Source organism: Antarcticirhabdus aurantiaca (genome assembly GCF_009765365.1).
Classification (GTDB): domain Bacteria; phylum Pseudomonadota; class Alphaproteobacteria; order Rhizobiales; family Rhizobiaceae; genus Antarcticirhabdus; species Antarcticirhabdus aurantiaca.
In genome coordinates this window covers 1-20319 of record NZ_VTOM01000017.1, presented here as the reverse complement: position 1 = coordinate 20319, position 20319 = coordinate 1, and the positions used below count along the sequence as shown (strand labels likewise).

Here is a 20319-nt window from a genome sequence, read left to right as displayed (position 1 = left end):
CGCGCGGACTGCCGCTGCGCGGTATGTACCCGAACGGATCGTCTCGAACGCGCGACGGTATCACGCAATCCGGCCGCGCTTGGCGACGTGGGCACCGGGCTGCTTCGAGCCGCCCACCGTCCAGCCGCTCAGGGCGATGAAGTCCGCCACCTCTTCGGCGGGCAGGGGGCGTCCGAGCAGGAAGCCCTGCGCCCCGTCGCAGCCGAGGTCGCGCAGGATGGCGAGTTGCTCGGGCGTTTCGACGCCTTCGCCCAGCGTCTTCACGCCGAGCTCGCGGCCGAGCTGCGTCACGGCGCGCAGCACGGCGAGGCATCCCGGATCGCTCGGTGCCGCGTCCACGAAGGAGCGGTCGATCTTGATACGGTCGAGCTCGAAGTTGCGCAGGTGCGCGAGCGACGAATAGCCCGTTCCAAAATCGTCCATCGACACGCCGACGCCGAGTGCGCGCAGCGCGGACAGGCTCGTCGCGATCATCGTCCCGTCCTCCACCATCGCCGTTTCCGTCAGCTCGATCTCGAGGCGCGAGGGCATCAGCCGGTTGGCCGACAGCGCCGAGGCGACGAGGAGCGGGAAGCCGGGCGTTCGGATCTGCACCGGCGAGACGTTGATCGCCACGCCGATCTCCGTCGGCCAGTCGGCCGCCCGGCGGCAGGCCTCGCGCAGCACGAACTCCCCGATCGCCAGGATCTGGCCGGTGCGCTCGGCCTCCGGGATGAACTCGGCCGGGGAGATCCAGCCGCGCTCGGGGTGCTTCCATCGCACCAGCGCCTCGAAACTTGCGACGCGCATCGCCTCGATGTCGAAGAGCGGCTGGAAGGCGAGGGAGAGCTCGTTCTCCGCCAGCGCCCGGGCCATGTCCGTTTCCAGGCGCCTGCGCCGGGCGGCTGCCTCCATCATGCTCTGCTCGAAGCGCTGGACCCGGCCGCGACCGGATTCCTTCGCCCGGTAGAGCGCGAGGTCGGCCTGACGCATGATCAGCTCGGCGCCGTTCATTTCCGTCGATACGCCCGCCATGTCCGCCGTTTCGGCCATGCCCACCGAGCAGCCGACGTGCAGGCCCGCTTCGTCCGTCCCGTCGGAGGGCGCGACGGCGTGGATCAGCCGGGCGGCGAGTTCGGCTGCCGCGTTCGCGCGGGAATTACCCTCGCGCTCGTGGATCACCGCCAGCTCGTCGCCTCCCAGACGCGCCAGGAAGTCGCCCGGCCCGCAGGCGGCCCGAAGCCGATCGGCGGTGCGCACCAGCACCTTGTCGCCCGCGGCATGGCCCAGCGTATCGTTGATCTCCTTGAAGCGGTCGAGGTCGATCACGAGAAGGGCGATGTCGCGTCCCGCGGCCACCGCCGCTTCCAGCCGGCCGCGAAAGGCGCGTCGGTTGGGCAGGCCCGTCAGTTCGTCGTGATGGGCCATGTGGGCCATCCGGCTCTGCGTCTGGTGCTCGCGCGTGACGTCGTCGAAGGTCAGGATGGCGCCGCCGTTCAGGGGACGGCACGACACGCTGACGACGCTGCCGCTCTCGAAGGTCTCCTCGACGCGGATCGAGCCGGTCTGCGCCATCCAGCGCCTGTGGTTGGCGATCGCCCGCATCGTCTTGTCCGCGCTCCAGCCGTGGCGGGCGGCGACGTTGCCGAGAAAGACGGTGAGGTGGAGGCCCGGCGCGATCTCGCCCGGCGCGAGGTTCAGCAGCTCGACGGCGCGCTGGTTGTGCAGGACGACACGCTCGTCCGCCCCCAGCATGACGAGGCCGTTCGACATGTTGTGGAGGGCGTTCGAGAGGAGATCGGCCTGCTCGGCGAGCGCGCGCGCCTGCCGGGCGTCGCTCGCGTCGAGCCGGCTCTGGTGGACGGCCGTGAGGAGGGCGACGACGATGATCATCATGGCGACCGCCGCTACGGCCACGGCCATGACGTGCGAAGGCAGCGAATCGCCGCCGTCGCGAGCGCTCCGCAGGAACTGGAGGTCGACCCCCGCGACGGCCGTGAAGTGCAGGAAGCAGACCGCGAGCACCAGCATGCCGGCCGCGACGGGCAGGCGCAAGCCGACCGGTCGCATCGCGAAGGCGAGGGCGGCGAAGACCATGCCGAAGCTCAGGGAAAGCGCGATGGTCGGGGCGGAATGCGAAGCGACGCAGCCTTCGAGGGCCGCCATGCCGGTGAAGTGCATCGCGCCGATGCCGAGGCCGGCCGTCGCCCCGCAGGCCATGCTCGCCGCGCGCCGGCGCATGATCGCAGCCAGTGCAAGCGGGCCGCCGGCGAGGAGGATGCTGAGCAGCGCCGATGCCAGCGTCAGCCGAAGGTCGAAGCTCCACACGATGTCGGGGCGGTAGCCGATGATCGCGACGAAGTGCGTCGTCCAGACGCCAAAGCCCGCGATCACCGCGATGGCCGCGAGCCAGCCAATCCGACGCCGGCCGCGCATGCCGCGCGCGTGCTCGCCGAAGGTCACGACGAGAATCGCCATCAGCGTGCAGACGCAGGCCGCCAGAAGAACGAAGCCGACCGAATGGGACGCCGCGAGGGCCACGATGAAGCTCATGGCGCAGCAGGCTACGCAACAAGGATGATAGTCTGGTAAACGTATTAATCGCCTCCAGATCGCGACGATCTTCTTCGCGGGCCATGTAACGCCACGGTCGGCGGCATCCTGTCGCAGTATATCTTCGGGTTATGATCCGGCGTCCCGTACTTTCGGGGCGGCTCGATCCGGCCCGGCTTTTTTTCCCGGCGTCGGCCCTGTAGGCTCCCCGCGTCGCCTCCGGTGGGCACCGATTGGTCCGGCGGCTACCCCGTGGAGGAACTGAAGTTTGGTTGCCCGTTTCCTAGGCGCCCTCGTGGCGCTTCTTCTTCTGCCGTCGCTGGCGTTCGCCCACGGTCCGACCCGGCAGAAGCACACCGAAACCATCGAGATCGCCGCCCCGCCCGAAGCGGTCTGGGCCAAGCTCGGCACGTTCGGCGACATGTCCTGGCATCCGCGGATCGCCATGACCGACGCTCCCTCCGGCAGCGCGCCGGGCTCCAAGCGCGTCCTCGGCTTCTCGTCCGGCGGCCTGATGGAGGAGGAGCTTTCGAAGTACGATCCGGCGAAGATGAGCTTCTCGACCTTTATCGGCCAGGTGAACGTCGAGCTGCTGCCGGCCACCAACTACTCGTCCACCGTGACGGTGAAGCCCGGCGCGGCGCCCGGCACGTCGATCGTCGAGTGGCGCGCGGCCTTTTATCGCGGCTATCCCAACAACGACCCGCCGCCGGAGCTGAACGACGAAGCAGCCGTCGCGGGCGTGTCCGCCTTCATGAAGGAGGGGCTCGCCAACCTGAAGACGGTCGTGGAGGCCGGCGCCTGAAGCGCCGGGCAGTTCGGCCCATGCTCGCCGAGCGCGGAAGGGCCGGAGGAGGGAGGCTTCCCGCCGCCCTTCTCCTCGCCGCCCTCGTCCTGGTCGCAGCCCCGGCCGGAGCCGGCGACGTCGGCTTCGTCACCGAGCAGGAGGGCGAATCGCTCTCGATTGTCGACCTCGACGCGATGACGGTGCTGGGCAGCGTTCCGATCCCCGGCAAGCCCGCGGGCGTCGCCGCGACGCCGGACGGCGCGCGGGTCTACGTGACGAGCCCGGAGGCGAAGGCGCTGAGCGTCATCGACGGCCGGAGCGGCGCTCTCCTGCGCCGCGTGCCGCTCGAAGGGGGGCCGCTCGGCGTCGCGGTGCATCCATCCGGCGCTCCGGTCTTCGTCGCCGACTGGTACGCCCGCCACCTTCTCGTGGTGGATCCCGAGCGCGGCGCGATCGTCACGCGCTGGGAGACCGGCGATTCGCCCTCGGGCGTCGCCGTTTCGGCGGACGGCCGGCTCGTCGTCACGGCCGACCGCGATTCGGATCAGGTCTCCGTCTTCGACGCGGAAAACGGGGCGGTGATCGCCCGCATTCCCGTCGGCGCGCGCCCCTTCGGCCTGTCCTTCTCGCCGGACGGGCGGCGCCTCTACGTCGCCAATGTCGGCGCGAACAGCGTGAGCGTCGTCGAGGTCGGAACCTGGCGCCGCCTCGCCGACCTTCCCGTCGGCTCGCACCCCTACGGCGCGGCCGAGACGCGGGGGCGGATCTTCGTCACCGATCAGTATGGCGGCACCGTTTCCGTCCTGGACGCCGAGACCCGCGCGCGCCTCGCGACGCTGGAAACCGGCGAGTATCCCGAGGGCATCGACGTGTCCTCGGACGGGCGCTTCGTTTTCGTCGCCCACTGGTTCGACAACATGCTCGTGAAGATCGACGCCGACACGCTGGAGATCGTCGGCTCGCTCGACACGGGCGACGGCCCGCGGGCCTTCGGCCGCTTCGTCGCGCCCCGGCCCGCCGCAACGGGAGGAAATCCATGACTCGATCCTATCGCATCAAGGCCGGCCTTGCCGCGGGCGCGCTTCTCGCGGCGGGCGCGTCGGCCCTCGCGGCGCCCTCCGCGGCGCCCGCGAGCCGCCCGGGCGCCGACTACCCCACGGCGGCCAGCGCGGACTACGTCTTCGGCTGCATGCAGGCCGGCGGCCGGACCCGCGACGCGCTGGAACGCTGCGCCTGTTCCTTCGACGTCGTGGCCTCGCTCGTGCCCTACGAGCGCTACGTCGAGGCCTCGACCTTCTTGTCGATGGGGCAGGTGACCGGCGAGAAGGGCGTCTTGTTCCGCACCGGAGCCGAATCGAAGGCGGCGATCGGGGACCTGCGCCGCGCGCAGGCCGAAGCGGAGGTGCTCTGCTTCGAATGAAGTCGCGCGAAACCATGCTGCGCCCAGTCCTGTCGAGACCTGGCGGCGACGCTTTCCGGTCTAATCTGTGTCCGGTTGACGTATCGGCAAGGACAGCACTCGCATGTTCCGACTTTGGTGCAAGCTCCGGGTGTTTCGGCCCGCGGCGTTTCGCGGGAAATGCTTGACCCTCAACAGCGCTCTGCCGTGCGACCGCGCGCGCATTGTGCGTTGCACATAACGAATCTTCCAAATGGCGCTTGCGCGGGAAAATTTCCCGCTCTAGCATCCTCCCATGGTTTCCGGCTTCAAGGTCGTCGGTGTTGGGAGCACCGACGATGCTCGAAGGCTACGGTAGGGCGTCTCTCAACGGTGCCCACCAAGACCCCTATGGTGGTCGTGACACGCTGCCGGAAACCTTCCCCAGGATCGCCATGGACTGCACCCCGCCGCGCGTGGACGCGACGGGGCGGTCGACCGAATGGACCTATGGGAGGAACGCTATGCTGAAGATGATGACGAAGGCCATGCTGGCGTCCTGCCTCATGGTCGGGCTCGGCTCGGTCGCCTCGGCGAACGAGGGCCTGATCCAGCTCGAAGGTGATGCCAAGCAGTGGGTGCAGCCCACCGGCAACTACGCCAACCAGCGCTATTCGACGCTGGCCGCGATCAACAAGAACAATGTCGGCGACCTGCAGCCGGCCTGGTCCTTCTCGACGGGCGTCCTGCGCGGCCACGAGGGCAGTCCCCTCGTCGTCGGCGACACGATGTACGTGCACACGCCGTTCCCCAACATGGTCTACGCGCTCGACCTGAACGAGGATGGCGCGATCAAGTGGAAGTACGAGCCGCAGCAGGACCCGAACGTCATCCCGGTGATGTGCTGCGACACCGTCAACCGCGGCGTCGCCTACGCTCCCGGCGCGAATGGTCAGCCCGGCACGATCATCCTCCATCAGGCCGACACCACCGTCGTCGCGCTCAACGCCGACACCGGCGAGCAGATCTGGTCGGTGAAGAACGGCGACGCCTCCAAGGGCGAGACCGGCACCGCCGCGCCGATGGTGTTCAAGGACAAGGTGCTGATCGGCATTTCCGGCGGCGAGTTCGGCGTGCGCGGCTCGGTGACGGCCTACAATCTCGCCGACGGCAAGCAGGCCTGGCGCGCCTATTCAACGGGCCCGGACGCCGAGATGCTGTTCGATCCGGAAAAGACGATGTCGCTCGGCAAGCCGGTCGGTCCGGATTCCTCGATCAAGACCTGGGAAGGCGATCAGTGGCAGATCGGCGGCGGCACCACCTGGGGCTGGTACGCCTATGACCCGGCGCTGAACCTCATCTACTACGGCACCGGCAACCCCTCGACCTGGAACCCGGCCCAGCGCCCCGGCGACAACAAGTGGTCCATGACCATCATGGCCCGCGACGCGGACACGGGCGTGGCCAAGTGGGTCTACCAGATGACCCCGCACGACGAGTGGGACTTCGACGGCGTCAACGAGATGATCCTCGCCGACATCGACGTCGGCGGCCAGCAGAGGAAGGCTCTCGTCCACTTCGATCGCAACGGCTTCGCCTACACGCTCGACCGCGAGACGGGCGAGCTTCTGGTGGCCAAGAAGTACGACCCGGCCGTCAACTGGGCGACCGAAGTCGTCATGGATCCGAACTCGGACCAGTACGGCCGGCCGCAGGTGGTCGATCAGTATTCGACCGAGTTCAACGGCGAGGACGTCAACACGACGGGCATCTGCCCGGCCGCGCTCGGCACGAAGGACCAGCAGCCCGCATCCTTCTCGCCCAAGACCGGCCTCTTCTACGTGCCGACCAACCACGTCTGCATGGACTACGAGCCGTTCCGCGTCGCCTACACCGCCGGCCAGCCCTATGTCGGCGCGACGCTGTCGATGTTCCCGGCCCCCAACAGCCACGGCGGCATGGGCAACTTCATCGCCTGGGACGCGGGCAAGGGCGAGATCGTCTGGTCGCTGCCCGAGCAGTTCTCGGTCTGGTCCGGAGCGCTCGCCACCGCCGGCGACATCGTCTTCTACGGCACGCTCGAAGGCTACCTGAAGGCGGTGGACTCGCAGACGGGCGAGGAGCTCTACAAGTTCAAGACCCCGTCCGGCATCATCGGCAACGTGATGACCTACGAGCATGGCGGCCAGCAGTACGTCGCGGTGCTCTCGGGCATCGGCGGCTGGGCGGGCATCGGTCTCGCCGCCGGCCTGACCGATCCGAATGCGGGCCTGGGCGCCGTCGGCGGCTACGCTTCGCTCTCGAAGTACACCGCGCTCGGCGGACAGCTCACCGTCTTCACCGTGCCCGACCAGACGGCGTCGAACGCCGCGCCGGCCGCAGCTCCCGCGGCTCCCGCGGCGAACTGAAGCCGCGGAACGCCCGCGAAAGGGTCCCGGCCGCGCCCCGGCCGGGACCCGTTTTGTCCGAGGATGCGGGGCCCGAGGCCAGGGCGTTGCCGCCCGCCTGAACGAGGCGGTGCGCCGCTCGAGGACGCGCCCGCGCCCGAACCCCTTCGCCTCCGAGAGGTTTTCATGCCGAAGACGATCCTTGCCTGCGCCGGTGCTGTGCTTCTGTCCACCGCAGGCCTCGCCCTCGCGCAAGGCGCGCCCGCCGCGGGCGTGACGGTGGTGCCCGCCGGGCAGACCGCGCCGGGCGCCACGCCCGCGCCGGCTCCCGCGGCGCCCCAGCCTGCACCGCCCGCGCCTGCCCAGGCCGCGCAGGCCGCGCCGGCCCCCGCGGCCGGCGGAGCCGCCGCCGCAGCCACGGCTCCCGCCGCTCCCGAGGAAACGCAGCAGGCCGCTGCCGAGGCGCCGCCGACGGGCGGCATGCAGCTCGACGCGCATCCGTCCGCCGATTCGGCCGCCAGCGGCAATGCCGGCCAGCCGACCGGCGCCAACGGCATGTTCGTCGACGCCGCGGGCAACCCGACCTACAACATCTCGGCGGAAGGGGCGGACTGGTTCGCCTGGCGCGGCTACAAGAAGTTCGGCGCCAACTGCCTCCAGTGCCACGGCCCGGACGGCGCGGGCTCGTCCTTCGCGCCGAACCTCACCGAATCGCTCCAGCGCATCAACTACTTCGACTTCGCCGGCATCATCGTGTCCGGCCAGCAGAACAAGTGGCACCCGGTGAACTCGATCATGCCGGCCTGGGGCGAGGATCCCAACGTCATGTGCTCGCTCGACGCGATCTACGTCTACCTGCGCGGCCGCGCCGACGGGGCCATCGGCCGCGGCGAGCCCAAGCCCCACGTCAAGAACAAGGAAGCCCAGGACGCCGAATACGCGTGCCTCGGCCAGTAAGGGGGATCCGCGCCATGCGCGCCGGCCCGTACACCCGCTTCTCCGCCGCGGCCGGGGCTCTCGCCCTGGCCGCGGCGCTTGCCGTCCCGGCCGCGGCGCAAGACCGCGAGTTCGGCAGCGAGATCGAGCTCGTCGACCAGAACGTCCTGCGCGTCTGCGCCGACCCGGACAACATGCCCTTTTCCAACGAGAAGGAAGAAGGCTTCGAGCAGGCGGTGGCCAAGCTCCTCGCCGAGAAGCTCGGCCGCGCGCGCGTCGCCTACACCTACTTCCCGCAGGCCACCGGCTTCGTGCGCATGACGCTCGGCGCCTACGACTGCGACGTCATCATGAGCTATCCGCAAGGCGACGAGCTCGTCCAGAACACCAATGCCTATTACACGACCGCCTACGTCCTGATCGTGCCCGCCGACGGGGATCTGGCGGGCGTCACCTCGCTTGACGACGAGCGCCTGAAGGGCAAGCGCGTCGGGGTCGTCGCGGGAACGCCAGCCGCCACCTACCTCGCCAAGGCCGGCCTGATCGGGCGGGCGAAGCCCTATCAGCTCATGGTCGACACGCGCCTCACCAATGTCGGCGAGGACATGATCGCCGACATGATGAAGGGCGAAACGGATGCTGCCGTGATGTGGGGCCCGATCGGCGGCTACTACGCCAGGAAGGCAGGCGGGAACTTCCAGATCGCGCCCATCGCCAAGCAGCCGACGCTGCCCGCGACGGTGTTCCGCATCACCATGGGCGTGCGGGCCTCCGATCAGGAATGGAAGCGCACGCTCAACCGCTTCATCGCCGCCAACGAGCCCGAACTCCAGCGCATCCTCGCTTCCTACGGCGTTCCCCTGTTCGACGATGCGGGCCGCCCGATCGCGAACTCCTCGGCGGCGCCAGCGGATGTGGAAACGGGCGTGGCGGGCCCGGCCGACGAGCCGGTGACCCCGGCGACCGGGCAGGGCGGCGGGTAGGGCGACAAGCCGTCACCCCAAAGCTGCTCCCTTCTCCCGCCGGCGGGAGAAGGTCCCGGCAGGGGGATGAGGGTGGCTCCTCAGGAGCGCGACGTCGACGGTTCTTTGCTTGGCCGCTTGCGCGGCCGACACCCTCACCCGCCTCGCTGCGCTCGGCACCCTCTCCCGCAAGCGGGCGAGGGGATGCGCCTCGTCCTGCGAAGCTGTTGTTTGCTCCTACTGTTCGGCTTGTGCCGGCGCACCGAAGCTCGGGGCCGGCGCTGAGCCGAAGCTCGGCGCGGGCAGAGCGTTCGCGCCAGGCGCCGGCACGGGCGGCGCTGACCGTTCCAGCGGAGCAGGCGCGGGCGCCGCGCCGCCGAAGCTGGGAGCCGGCGTCGCACCGAAGCTCGGCGCGGGCGTTCCACCGAAGCTCGGGGCCGGCAGCGCGTTGCCCTGACCCGCGCCCGCCGGCGCGGCGCCGCCGGGAGCCGGCGCGGGCGCCGGCGTAGCGCCCCCGAAGCTCGGTGCCGGTGCCACCCCGAAGCTCGGCGCGGCCGCGCCGCTGCCGAAGCTCGGCGCAGCGCCGCCGCCCGTCGAGAACGGGTTCGCGCCCGCGTCGCCCGGCATCGGCACGTTGAGCTGGATGGTCGAGGGATCGACCACGACTTCCTCCTTCAGGAAGTAGGTCACCGATTGCGGCCAGAGGATCAGGATGGCGACGAGCACCAGCTGAAGCCCGAGCCAGGGGATCGCGCCGAGGTAGATGTCCGAGCTCTTGATTGTCGGCGGCGCGATGCCGCGCAGGTAGAAGAGCGCGAAGCCGAAGGGCGGGTGCATGAACGCCGTCTGCATGTTCACGCAGAGGAGGACGCCGAACCAGACGAGATCGATGCCGAGCGAATCGGCGACGGGTGCCAGCAGCGGCACGATGATGAAGGCGATCTCGAAGAAGTCGAGAAAGAAGGCGATGAAGAAGATGAAGATGTTGACGAAGATCAGGAAGCCGACGACGCCGCCGGGAATGTGCGACAGGAGGTATTCGATCCAGTGACCACCGTCCATGCCCTGGAAGACCAGGGAGAAGACGGTGGAGCCGATGAGGATGAAGACCACCATGGCGGTGAGGCGCATGGTCATCGCCATGGCCTGGCGGATCAGCGGCCAGGACAGGCGGCGGTGGCCGGCTGCGAGCAGGATCGCGCCGACCGAGCCCATGGCGCCGGCTTCCGTCGGCGTCGCGAGCCCCATGAACATCGTGCCGAGAACGAGGAAGATCAGCGCCAGAGAGGGCACCATGCCCTTGGCGACCTGCCAGAGCAGCGCGCGGCCGCTCTTGGTGCGGGCTTCCGGCGGCAGGGGCGGAACTTTATGCGGCGCGACGATCGAGACGCCGAGGATGAAAAGAAGGAACAGCGCGATCTGGAGGAGCGAGGGGCCGATGGCGCCGGCATACATGTCGCCGACCGAGCGGCCGAGCTGGTCGGCGAGGATGATGAGGACCAGCGAGGGCGGGATGACCTGCGTGATCGTGCCGGACGCGGCGATGACGCCCGTGGCGATCCGCTTGTCGTAGCCGTAGCGCATCATCACCGGCAGCGACACGACGCCCATCGCGATCACCGAGGCCGCGACCGTGCCGGTGATGGCGCCCAGCACCGCGCCGACGATGACGACGGCGTAGGCGAGGCCCCCCGGCACCTTGCCGAAGAGCTGGCCCGAGCCTTCGAGAAGGTCCTCGGCGAGGCCGCAGCGCTCCAGCACCGCCCCCATGAAGGTGAAGAAGGGGATGGCCAGCAGCAGGTCGTTCGAGATGATGCCGTAGAAGCGGAAAGGGAGGGCGGCGAGCAGCGATGGGTTGAAGTGGTCGTTGAGGACGCCGAGTACGCCGAAGAGCAGCCCGACCGCCGCCAGCGAGAACGCGACGGGAAAGCCGATCAGGAGGAAGAGGATCATCGCGCCGAACATCAGCGGCGGCATCGGTCCGTATTCGAACATGAAAGCGCGTGTCCCCCGAGTCGATGATCTGGCGCGGCCGCTTACTGCAGCGGCTTCTCGTACTTGGTTTCGAGGACGATCAGCCCTTTCAGCGCCGCCACCCGCTTGATCACCTCCGACAGCCCTTGCAGGAACAGGAGCCCGAAGCCGAGCGGCAGCGTCGCCTTGGCCGGCCAGAGGATCAGCCCGCCCGCGTTCATCGAGCCTTCGCCCGAGCGGAAGGACATGAGGAAGAAGGGCAGGGTCAGCGTGAAGAGGTAGCCGATCACCGGCAGGAACAGGATCAGGAAGCCGGCGATGTCGAGGATCAGCCGGCCGCGCGTCGAGAGCTGCGAGTAGATCAGGTCGACGCGCACGTGCTCGTTCATCTTCAACGTATAGCTCGCCCCGAGCAGCACCATGCCGGCGAACATGTACCACTGGATCTCCAGCGCGCCGTTCGACGAGATGTTCAGCGTATAGCGCAGGAGCGCGTTGCCGGCCGAGATCAGGACGGCGAAGAGAACGAGATAGTCGGCCACCGCCGCGAAGCCGGCATTGAGCCGGTCGACGCCGCGGCTGAACGCCAGAAGCGCACCCATGAGCCTCCCCCCGTGACCGCGGCCCGGCCCCACACCGCACCGCCCGGATCCCCCGTCGCCCGGTTATGCCATCCCGCGCGGAATTTGAAACGGTTTTTCCACCGACCCCGGCCGTTCCCTTCCTATGTCGTCCTGCCTATGTTCCGCCGCGCTCTCGCGGAAGGCGATTCCCATGTCTGATCCCATCCTCGTCCTGTCGGGCGTGTCGAAGACCTACAAGAACGGCTTCGAGGCGCTGAAGGGCGTCGACCTGTCCATCCGCCGCGGCGAGATCTTCGCCCTGCTCGGCCCCAACGGGGCGGGCAAGACGACGCTGATCTCGGCCGTTTGCGGCATCGTGTCCTTCACCGGCGGCACCATCACCGTCGGCGGCCACGACAACCGGCGCGACTACAAGGCCGCCCGGGCGATGATCGGCCTCGTGCCGCAGGAACTGACCACCGACGCCTTCGAGACCGTCTGGGACACGGTGTCCTTCACCCGCGGCCTCTTCGGAAAGCCGCGAAACGACGCCGTCGTCGAGCGCACGCTTCGCGACCTGTCTCTGTGGGAGAAGAAGGACTCCAAGATCATGACGCTGTCGGGCGGCATGAAGCGGCGCGTCCTCATCGCCAAGGCGCTCGCGCACGAGCCCGAGCTCCTCTTCCTCGACGAGCCGACGGCCGGCGTCGACGTGACGCTGCGGCGCGACATGTGGGAGGTGGTGCGGCGCCTGCGCGAGAACGGCACCACCATCATCCTCACCACCCACTACATCGAGGAGGCCGAGGAGATGGCCGACCGCGTCGGCGTCATCGCCCGCGGGCAGCTTCTTCTCGTCGAGGAGAAGAGCCGCCTGATGGAGAAGCTCGGCCACAAGGAGCTGATCCTGACGCTCGACGCGCCTTTGTCCGCGCTGCCGCCGGCGCTCGATGACCGCGGCCTCCACCTGGGGGCGGACGGAACCACGATCGTCCACACCTACGACACCAACGCTCCGCGCACCGGCATCGCGACGCTCATCGCCGACCTGTCGCGCGAGAACATCCGCATCCGCGACCTCGAGACCCGCCAGTCGAGCCTGGAGGAAATCTTCGTCGGCCTCGTGTCCGACAATGGCGCCGCGCCGAAGGAGGCCCGCTCGTGAACCTGTCCGCCATCTGGGCGATCTACGTCTTCGAGATGAACCGCTGGCGCCGCACGATCCTCCAGAGCATCGTCTCGCCCGTCATCTCGACCTCGCTCTATTTCGTCGTGTTCGGCGCGGCGATCGGCTCGCGCATCCCCGAGGTCGAGGGCGTGTCCTACGGCGCCTTCATCGTGCCGGGCCTCGTGATGCTCTCGCTCCTCCAGCAGAGTCTGTCGAACGCCTCCTTCGGCATCTACTTCCCGCGCTTTTCCGGCACGATCTACGAGATCCTCTCCGCGCCCGTCTCGCCCTTCGAGATCGTCGCGGGCTATGTCGGGGCGGCGGCGACGAAATCGGTGATCCTCGGCGCGATCATTCTCCTGACCGCCGCGCTCTTCGTCGATCTTCGCATCCAGCACCCGCTCGTGATGCTGCTGTTCCTGGTCCTCACCGCCGTCACCTTCTCGATGTTCGGCTTCGTGATCGGCATCTGGGCGGACGGCTTCGAGAAGCTGCAGCTCGTGCCGCTCCTGATCGTCACGCCGCTCGCCTTCCTGGGCGGCGCCTTCTACTCCATCCGCATGCTGCCCGAGTTCTGGCAGGACGTGTCGCTCCTCAACCCGGTCGTCTACCTCATCTCGGGCTTTCGCTGGAGCTTCTTCGGGCAGGCCGACGTGTCGGTGACGGTGAGCCTCGTCATGACCTTCGTCTTTCTCGGCCTCTGCCTTGCCGCGGTGGTCGCGATCTTCCGCACGGGCTGGCGCCTGAAGAGCTGATCAGGCGCCCTCGTCGGGGATCGCCAGCACCTCGCCGCAGTGCTTGCAGTGGACGGCGTCCGGGTCGTGCCGGGTCAGGGCGCATTTCGGACAGGTGAAGAACACCTTCTCCGGCCGGAAGATCGCCTGCGCCAAGCGCACGAACAGCGTGATCCCGATAATCATGATCACGATGGCCGTCAGCTTGCCCCAGGGGCCGGGCAGCGTGATGTCGCCGTAGCCGGTCGTGGTCACCTTTTCGCATCTAGGCGTTTTTGGGCACAAGCTGAAGCGAGTGTTGAGGTGAGGCCATCGGCTGCAAGGCCGCGGCCACTGCTCTGGACGCGTCCTGCATCGCATAGTCTGGGTCGGCCAGAAGGGCATCAAGGACGTCCTCGAAGCCGGGTGTCTGCGCTGCCATTCGCTCAACGATCCCTGCGATCTTGCGGTAATGCCGTCTGTCAAGGGATCTGTGATGCCTTGCGAACAATTTTGAGATTTCTCGAAGCTCTGGAAGAGCGCTTTTACCCGGCAGTTTGAAAAAGCTTACCATCGCGGTCTCGACGTAGAATCTGACCGTGGTACTGACTGACTTATGCCCAAGCGCTTCCGCAACCATGTCCAGGGTCATGTTTTCGACTGTCTGGTCCCAGCGGAAGCCGTTGCCTGCGTAGAACTCGCTCCAATAACGCGATGCGATGCTATGGCCAAAGTATGCTCGCAGGCGCTGCCCACTACCAGAGATGTTCTTGGCCTTGAATGCCTTCTTCATTAGATTTCCGATTGCCCCCTTGCCAAGGGCGGTCGCTGTGCTGTCAGACAGAAACACCGCATCGGGTGGCAATTGGCTCTTTGCCCTTATCAAATCTTGCCTGCTGGACCAGATGTAATTTTCAAGTAAATCCATTACGTAATCGATTGGAAAAGGTGCCTCTCGCTCATTGTCGCCCTTCCCTTTTATGGGGATATGTATGTTTTCATGGTGCTTTCTTTTGAGTAGTCGTAGTGCATTGATGATGTGGGTTCTGCGCTCGTCTGTCTCGTCTAGCTCATCTAGGCGAACGGGGCGGTTGCCTAATGCTCTGGTGTGTTGGGAGACCACAATCCCCTTTTTTGCCAAACCCTCCTCAAGTGCTTGAATGGTGAGCCCCGCTACCTCCATTGCACGCAATCCACAGTCGCTCATGGCACGGCCGATGCACCAATTTCGCTCGCACAAGCCGACGTCAGCGGCAGAACTGCGTAGATGCGCGAGGATCACCGACACTGCGGAGTCGTCCGGGGTTGCACGCTTCTTGGTCGAATAACTGGCCTTGTCGGCTGAGGCCCAAGTGCGCGCTGTTCGGAGCCCGAACTTCCTCGCCAGCTTTTCGGATATGTTGAGTGGCTCACTGCAAGTTATCGGGCCATTCGTGCTGACCAGGTCGAACTCACCTATGGTGGCAGCCATCGCTCGATCATAGAAGGTGAATACGATCTCCATCTTCCGAGCCACGGACCGATCGTTGCGAACCCGTCGACCCTTCTCGTTCAACTCGGTTTTTTGAAGCTCTCTCCACTCGTTCAGTACCCTGTCGTCGACGTCGTTCCACATGCGTCCGATGGAGTGTAGGTGATGCCACCACTCGCGAAGAACGTAGGCTTCGGGCTTCATCGAGGAGATCTTTACGCGCTTGTAGCGTCGCGACCAGCCGAAGAACCGCAGGAGGGGCACGCATATCGTTCCATCCACATCGGCAATCAGCGGCAGGCCCTCCGCGTCCTGTCCGTTCCAGCGAAACCCCGGTGGGGCGAATTCGATCTCGTGCTCCAGCCGTGTCATCCAAGTCTCCAGCGAGGTTCATGGGGAAGGGCAATGTGGCTTGCGGCTCGACTCCGACACCCCGTGGGTGGGGCTTGGGATCATGATCGCGAGGCTTCTCGCGCGGAGGCCAATCCTTTCAAGAAGCGGTTGGCGCGCTCGAGTGCATCGACTTGACCAATCAGGTCGGCATTCTGAATGCGGAGGGCTCGGTTCTCTGCGGCATAGCGGTCCCGGTCGGCTTCCGCCTGACGCAGTTCGGCGTCGCGCTCGCTCCCGCGCTTGCCGAGATCGTCGACCGCCTTCAGAAATCGCTTACCCCAATCTGGGTACTTGCCCCCTTCTCCCGAGCGCTCGATCGTGGGGTCCTTCCAGGTCGCGAAGGTCCCATTGGGGCCCGTCCATTCGCGCAGCGCCTTCTGATCCCTGGGATAGGTCGCTTGGTACGGGAGGCCGTTCTTCGCCCAGTCCTCGAGAAGCAGCACCTTCATCTTGAGGGCTTCGAAAGTGGCTTCGCGTCGGCGCCTCGGCGACTTGGACGGGTCGCGCTCCTTGTCAGCCATCGAGCCGCCCCTTGCCGGACACCGCAAGTCGTGCCGCCGCCACGCCGGCCTTGATAGACTTGAACTTCAGGTCCGCGGCGCGACTTACTTCCTGCGAGGATCCAGTCGCTGCCACGACGGCGAGCCTTGCCGTTCTCTCGTTCAGAACGCGTTGGTTCTCCGAGAAAAGGATGCCGTGAACGCACGTGGTGCAGTTGTCGACGGTGGCGAAGGCGTAGTCGGGACTGTCATCCGAGATGCTGCCCAACCTGGCGCACTTCTCACGTAGGCATCGAGCATCCGCGATATGTTCGGAATTGCCGGGTTCGAAGGCGCAATGAGCATGGCCCCCGGGAACGGGCTCGCGGTGTCGGGTCCGCGCTACACGCTTCAAATCGGCAGCCAAGGAAGCGCGCACCTCGTCAGGAGGCGCGTTCGACCTACCACCTATGGTGATGCGGGTCCGTGCATGGGTGGCCATCCGTTCCAAGTCGTCATAAAGCCGAGCCGCACCGAGGCCGATGGGCGACTCTGCCCCATCGAAGACATCCAAGGTGCGCGTGACGTATGCATCCTGCCGGACTTCCTCGAAAGCCTGCGCGCGCTGCGAAAGTTCGCGCAGCGCCTTATCGATTTGCTTTTCCGTCGTTGCGTGATCGGGAAGCTTTGCCTTGTTCAGGGCGTTGGCTCGAGATTTCAGCCGAGCCTTGATGGCCTCCGCCATGCTCAAGAATGCTCCTTGCATGACTCCGGTGATGTACTTCCTTGTCATTTCAGGGTCGAAGTGACGCAGAAAGCGGCTTAATGCATCGAGATTGCCAAATCGGTTACCGTGATAGTAGTATATACCAAACGCTCGGCGCAACTGATGAATGGCGAAATGGAAGGTTGTTCCGTTGGGAAGGGAGGGGACGCCGATAATCCTGGCGAAGACGTTGATCGACTCCGAGAAATCAAGTTCCAGATTGGTCCTGTTAACGCTTCCGGGCAACTTGGCGGGGCGGCTGACCTTGAAGATCCACCGCTTGCCGGTCTCCCGGCGTGTCGGCGCGCTGATCGTCTCCATCAGCCGCACCGCCGCTGCGACCGATGCGGGTACCGGGATCTTGTCGATATCGCGAAGCGTCTTCAAAATGTAGCATGACAACCACCAGTTGCCAAATGCATCCTGCCAGGTGCAGTCGACCTGAAGACTCCGCATCTCCGATTTGCGTCGTGCGGAGAGACCGCCAATCAGGATAAAGCAAGCCGTCACTAGAAGTGTGAGAGCCAGATCTAACGGAATCCTCTCATCCTCCTCCATCCAGGTGTTGCTGCGCCGCCAAACTGGTGCGAGCGGCGGGAGGGTTGATTTCGACGATCTCCAGTACTTGTCGATTACATGCTGGACGCGGCCCTTAAATTCGACTACCCGACTACGCGAACGTCCCTTGCTTGTGCCTCCGAGGATGGATGTATTGAGTTCCTTTGACTCCTCGATTATTTTTAGAAGAGGCTCTCCGTAGTCCAAGACCCAGCGAGCCGCGCCATCCATCAAGGCAAGCCACTGCTCGGGTTCGATGTTGTCCGTCCTCGCCTCGTCGGTCGTCCCGATCTGCCTGGCCCGTGCGCTCATGTCGACCTCCGCGAAGGGGTCGAAACCGAGTGGGTCATGATGAAGCAGACCAAAAGTGGAAAGTTCGTACAATGCCTTCCATACGTGCAGGCGTCGCAACGCCGACGTGTAGGTAAGTTTCTCCGCCGACAATTCGCCGGGCTCATTGCCGCCGCCATCATCATTGTCACCCGCGATCGGGGGCGATTGGGCGGAAGTCCGGGATATGGCAGCCATCAGAAGGGATCGCGGGCGCGTCCGCCTGAGCATGGCAACCGGCATGCCCAGTTCGTCAGCGACTGCCGTCATATCCAAGAACGTTTTTTGATGGATACGATAGGTTGGCCATGCCGCCGTGCCCTGGCGCACCTCGGCTTCCATGCGCGAAATGCGGTCGGCGATGGGTACCAAGCCTTGAACGCCCTCGTTCTCAATCAACTCGCAATGTTGGTCGAACAATGCTGCGTTGATGTAAGACATTCTAGTAATGCCAAGGGCGTTCCGCCACCTTACGTTCCAGGTGAAATGAAGTAATCGATCAAGCACCACGTCTGCGGAGACAGGGCGCATGTAGTGGCCGCGAAGGCTTTCGACGACGAGAATCTTCGCGGTGACGAGATCACGGGAAAAGCGTGGATCGCATAGTCGAGATCCGCCTTCGGCAACGACGTGCTCGAAGTGCACCTCTTTTATCGCGTCGACAACCTTCTCAGGGTCTTCGGTCTGGATGTACCATACATTATGGGAAAGATCGGTGAAGGGCCGTTCGAACTTCACCTTCGAGGCCCTGGAAGGCCTCGTTGCGACCACGTACCAAAGGTCCCCATATGCGGAGAGCGCAGGCTCTCCCGCGCTCGCGTCGATGACCTGCATCGTCAGTCCTCGAACGCCGGGATGGCGACTTCGCCCGCGCGCAGCTTGGAAGCGACGGCGCGGGCGGCGCTCCAGTAGGCTGGTCCGAGGTGCTTCTCGAAAACCATCCGACCCAAGGCCTTGATTAGGCCTAGCAGCGGTAGAAAGCGCTGTCGGAACCGCAGGCGGTTCAGGTAGAATGTCTGCATGCGCCGAAGCGCCAGATGACACAGGTACAATTCTCCGAGTGCCTCGGGCTCCGGCCGGAAGTGGAGCCCGGGCGCATCCTCGGCCTCAGGGTCGTCGTCGCAGAAGCCGAGGATGAGAGCCACCCCCGAGCGTTCCGCCGTTTCTCGGAGTTCCTGGAGTTCGCGGGGCGTCATGCCCAGGCGCATCGAAACGGCATCCTGGTCGTGGGCCCGCACGAGAACGGCTTGGAAAGAGTCTTGATAGGTTCGCACGCTCGCGTCCAACTCGGCGTTCATCGGCAGCGTGTTCATGTAATGAGGCATGATCGTCGACTTGCCTTGATGCCCCGCATAGGACGCCGCAGCGGACATCGAGGATGACTCGCGCTGCCGGATGAGCAGTACGCTTTTCCTGATCGCGCGGCGCGTGAAGCCCTTGCGCGACAGAACCCTCGCTCGAGGATAACCCATGGGGCGCGGCTTCGTGCCATTCCCGTCGCACCCGTACGACCGCACCCGCCACCTGTCGGTGAGTGCCAGCCACATGGCCTCGCATCCGCTGACTGCCGGGCACCGGCTCCTGAGGATCTCGGTCATGGCCATGTAGCGCCTCAGTACATCAAGGCCGCCTAGGACGCTGTCCTCGCCGCGTTCGCCGAGGAATGCGTGACCATCGAGTCCGCCCTGTGGATCCAGTTCCTCCACCGTCTCGTTCCAAAACGGGAGTGCGGTTGCCCGCCAGCTTGGATCGGTAAGGGCTGTCCGCTCCAGATAGGACAGCACGAGCTTGCCGGCCCGGTTCTTGAAGCTGCTCAAGAACGCCGAAGACGCGAGTTGGGCGCCATCCTCCGACACGAAGACAAAGCAGCTCCTGCTCAGGTCGAGTGTCGGCTGCACGTTCCATCCAGTGTCGCACAGCAGGACACCCATGACGGCGTCCGCCATCGACGCGCTCGGTCCCACCGCCGCCAGGCAAGCCATGTGGTACATGCGATTGCCGCTCGTAAGCGCGTGCGGATCCGGGCCACCGGCGCGAAGCCAGAGGTCCCGCGACCGGATGGGGTGCGCCTGCGGTATGATACGCGTAGCCCTGTCGCCGACCTGTGGGCCATCGCCGATCACGCGGAGATAGCCGAGGAGGACGTTGCGGATCACGCCTCGCGCTTCAGGGTCGGTTCCATGAGGCGTGTCTCCGCGCAGCACCGATTGGCCGAAGTGGAAGAAACTCTCCTGGAGCAGGAATTCATCGAGGAAGTCCGCCCGCACGAGGCTGAGCGCATGTTCCTCTCGGGCAGCTCCCTTTAGGTCCGCCAATTCCGGCCAGGGAGCCTCGCCAAGGCTTGGAGAGTCTGCCTCCTCGCCAAGTGCGGGCAGGCGTATCCATGACGCCCTGAAGTTGCGCGGAATGCCTCGATGTCCGGCTTCGGCAATGTCTTGAAAAAGCTTCTTCGCGTTGCCGATCGTTTGGAGGCGGCTCGACCTTTTCATCGGACCAGGCGCGGCTAGGACCGCGTCGCGCCACTCCTTGAACGTCTCTACGAACGCGATCTCGTGGCCCACGTCGCCGAACAGCGGAACCGGATCGTCATGGGCGAACGCCGCGCGCACCTTGCCGGCCCTCGAACCGGATCGACTGTCGTGGAGCCAGGAGAGAAACATGGCCGCGCCTCTCCTGGCGCTTTGCTGCCCGGCGAGCACCTTCGCGACGAGCGCGCCATCGAACTTTTGTTCCCAATCATCTCTAGGCGTCAGGAGCGATCGTCGACCCGGGGCCTTCGCGTTTAGCCCGGTCGAGGGTCGTGTCCCAGGTGGTGGTGTAGCTGAGAGGCGGTCATCGGCGGTTGCCGGTTAGGATCGGGTTGCGACAGCCAACCCCGAACCGAGAGACCACCGATGACCGACCCGATGATGGCCCTGCGGG

15 protein-coding genes and 1 pseudogene are annotated in these 20319 nt (G+C 65.9%); 8 read left to right on the top strand and 8 right to left on the bottom strand.

Annotated features, from left to right (window positions below; all coding sequences use genetic code 11):
- Nucleotides 1–60: 60 nt before the first annotated feature.
- On the bottom strand, nt 61–2532 hold the full coding sequence (locus FZN60_RS18975) for an EAL domain-containing protein (RefSeq protein ID WP_158875079.1): 2472 nt from the start codon (nt 2530–2532) through the stop codon (nt 61–63).
- Between the two features lie 268 nt (nt 2533–2800).
- On the opposite strand from FZN60_RS18975, the gene FZN60_RS18970 reads away from it, so the two are divergent.
- The 6 genes from FZN60_RS18970 to FZN60_RS18945 all read left to right on the top strand — a co-directional run bounded on the left by FZN60_RS18970 (nt 2801) and on the right by FZN60_RS18945 (nt 9003).
- On the top strand, nt 2801–3337 hold the full coding sequence (locus FZN60_RS18970) for an SRPBCC family protein (RefSeq protein ID WP_158875078.1): 537 nt from the start codon (nt 2801–2803) through the stop codon (nt 3335–3337).
- Nucleotides 3338–3357: 20 nt separating this feature from the next.
- Nucleotides 3358–4359: a YncE family protein gene (locus FZN60_RS18965; protein ID WP_158875077.1), complete on the top strand. Its 1002-nt coding sequence runs from the start codon at nt 3358–3360 to the stop codon at nt 4357–4359.
- Nucleotides 4356–4739, top strand: coding sequence for a hypothetical protein (locus FZN60_RS18960; protein ID WP_158875076.1), 384 nt, complete (start codon nt 4356–4358; stop codon nt 4737–4739). Before FZN60_RS18965 ends, FZN60_RS18960 begins: the two co-directional genes overlap by 4 nt.
- A gap of 482 nt (nt 4740–5221) precedes the next feature.
- On the top strand, nt 5222–7105 hold the full coding sequence (locus FZN60_RS18955) for a methanol/ethanol family PQQ-dependent dehydrogenase (RefSeq protein WP_199266605.1): 1884 nt from the start codon (nt 5222–5224) through the stop codon (nt 7103–7105).
- A gap of 165 nt (nt 7106–7270) precedes the next feature.
- Nucleotides 7271–8041 carry a cytochrome c family protein gene (locus tag FZN60_RS29005; RefSeq protein ID WP_246726971.1) on the top strand — a complete coding sequence of 257 codons (771 nt, stop codon included), beginning with the start codon at nt 7271–7273 and terminating at the stop codon, nt 8039–8041.
- A 14-nt stretch (nt 8042–8055) separates the two neighbouring features.
- The gene (locus FZN60_RS18945; protein WP_158875075.1) at nt 8056–9003 is read left to right on the top strand and encodes a quinoprotein dehydrogenase-associated putative ABC transporter substrate-binding protein; all 948 of its coding nucleotides are present in this window, start codon (nt 8056–8058) and stop codon (nt 9001–9003) included.
- A gap of 216 nt (nt 9004–9219) precedes the next feature.
- On the opposite strand, the gene FZN60_RS18940 is transcribed toward FZN60_RS18945, so the two are convergent.
- The gene (locus FZN60_RS18940; protein WP_158875074.1) at nt 9220–10977 is read right to left on the bottom strand and encodes a TRAP transporter large permease; all 1758 of its coding nucleotides are present in this window, start codon (nt 10975–10977) and stop codon (nt 9220–9222) included.
- A gap of 41 nt (nt 10978–11018) precedes the next feature.
- Entirely contained in the window at nt 11019–11558 is a 540-nt protein-coding gene (locus FZN60_RS18935) for a TRAP transporter small permease subunit (RefSeq protein ID WP_158875073.1), read from the bottom strand.
- A gap of 172 nt (nt 11559–11730) precedes the next feature.
- Between FZN60_RS18935 and FZN60_RS18930 the strand changes: the two genes are divergently transcribed.
- Both FZN60_RS18930 and FZN60_RS18925 read left to right on the top strand, forming a co-directional pair.
- Nucleotides 11731–12684 carry an ABC transporter ATP-binding protein gene (locus FZN60_RS18930; protein ID WP_158875072.1) on the top strand — a complete coding sequence of 318 codons (954 nt, stop codon included), beginning with the start codon at nt 11731–11733 and terminating at the stop codon, nt 12682–12684.
- A complete protein-coding gene (locus tag FZN60_RS18925; protein ID WP_158875071.1) occupies nt 12681–13442 on the top strand; it encodes an ABC transporter permease in 762 nt (253 codons plus the stop codon). The genes FZN60_RS18930 and FZN60_RS18925 overlap by 4 nt, the downstream gene beginning before the upstream one ends.
- Here the strand turns inward: FZN60_RS18925 and FZN60_RS29000 are convergent.
- The 5 genes and pseudogenes from FZN60_RS29000 to FZN60_RS18900 all read right to left on the bottom strand — a co-directional run.
- Nucleotides 13443–13676, bottom strand: a pseudogene (locus FZN60_RS29000) (potassium channel family protein); the annotation flags it as partial.
- Nucleotides 13677–13686: 10 nt separating this feature from the next.
- Nucleotides 13687–15243, bottom strand: coding sequence for a site-specific integrase (locus FZN60_RS18915; protein WP_158875069.1), 1557 nt, complete (start codon nt 15241–15243; stop codon nt 13687–13689).
- 80 nt (nt 15244–15323) lie between these two features.
- Nucleotides 15324–15785 (bottom strand): hypothetical protein, encoded by a 462-nt coding sequence (locus FZN60_RS18910; protein ID WP_158875068.1) that lies wholly within the window; start codon nt 15783–15785, stop codon nt 15324–15326.
- Nucleotides 15778–18231, bottom strand: coding sequence for a site-specific integrase (locus FZN60_RS18905; protein ID WP_158875067.1), 2454 nt, complete (start codon nt 18229–18231; stop codon nt 15778–15780). Before FZN60_RS18905 ends, FZN60_RS18910 begins: the two co-directional genes overlap by 8 nt.
- Before the next feature lie 2 nt (nt 18232–18233).
- On the bottom strand, nt 18234–20057 hold the full coding sequence (locus tag FZN60_RS18900; RefSeq protein WP_158875066.1) for a hypothetical protein: 1824 nt from the start codon (nt 20055–20057) through the stop codon (nt 18234–18236).
- Nucleotides 20058–20319: the final 262 nt, after the last annotated feature.

Excerpts from the sequence above, each read along its gene's own strand:
- FZN60_RS18975 (WP_158875079.1), bottom strand. The coding sequence starts at position 2,532 with ATGAGCTTCATCGTGGCCCTCGCGGCGTCCCATTCGGTCGGCTTCGTT.
- FZN60_RS18965 (WP_158875077.1), top strand. The coding sequence starts at position 3,358 with ATGCTCGCCGAGCGCGGAAGGGCCGGAGGAGGGAGGCTTCCCGCCGCC.
- FZN60_RS18960 (WP_158875076.1), top strand. The coding sequence starts at position 4,356 with ATGACTCGATCCTATCGCATCAAGGCCGGCCTTGCCGCGGGCGCGCTT.
- FZN60_RS18955 (WP_199266605.1), top strand. The coding sequence starts at position 5,222 with ATGCTGAAGATGATGACGAAGGCCATGCTGGCGTCCTGCCTCATGGTC.
- FZN60_RS29005 (WP_246726971.1), top strand. The coding sequence starts at position 7,271 with ATGCCGAAGACGATCCTTGCCTGCGCCGGTGCTGTGCTTCTGTCCACC.
- FZN60_RS18945 (WP_158875075.1), top strand. The coding sequence starts at position 8,056 with ATGCGCGCCGGCCCGTACACCCGCTTCTCCGCCGCGGCCGGGGCTCTC.
- FZN60_RS18940 (WP_158875074.1), bottom strand. The coding sequence starts at position 10,977 with ATGTTCGAATACGGACCGATGCCGCCGCTGATGTTCGGCGCGATGATC.
- FZN60_RS18935 (WP_158875073.1), bottom strand. The coding sequence starts at position 11,558 with ATGGGTGCGCTTCTGGCGTTCAGCCGCGGCGTCGACCGGCTCAATGCC.
- FZN60_RS18930 (WP_158875072.1), top strand. The coding sequence starts at position 11,731 with ATGTCTGATCCCATCCTCGTCCTGTCGGGCGTGTCGAAGACCTACAAG.
- FZN60_RS18915 (WP_158875069.1), bottom strand. The coding sequence starts at position 15,243 with ATGACACGGCTGGAGCACGAGATCGAATTCGCCCCACCGGGGTTTCGC.
- FZN60_RS18910 (WP_158875068.1), bottom strand. The coding sequence starts at position 15,785 with ATGGCTGACAAGGAGCGCGACCCGTCCAAGTCGCCGAGGCGCCGACGC.
- FZN60_RS18905 (WP_158875067.1), bottom strand. The coding sequence starts at position 18,231 with ATGCAGGTCATCGACGCGAGCGCGGGAGAGCCTGCGCTCTCCGCATAT.
- FZN60_RS18900 (WP_158875066.1), bottom strand. The coding sequence starts at position 20,057 with ATGTTTCTCTCCTGGCTCCACGACAGTCGATCCGGTTCGAGGGCCGGC.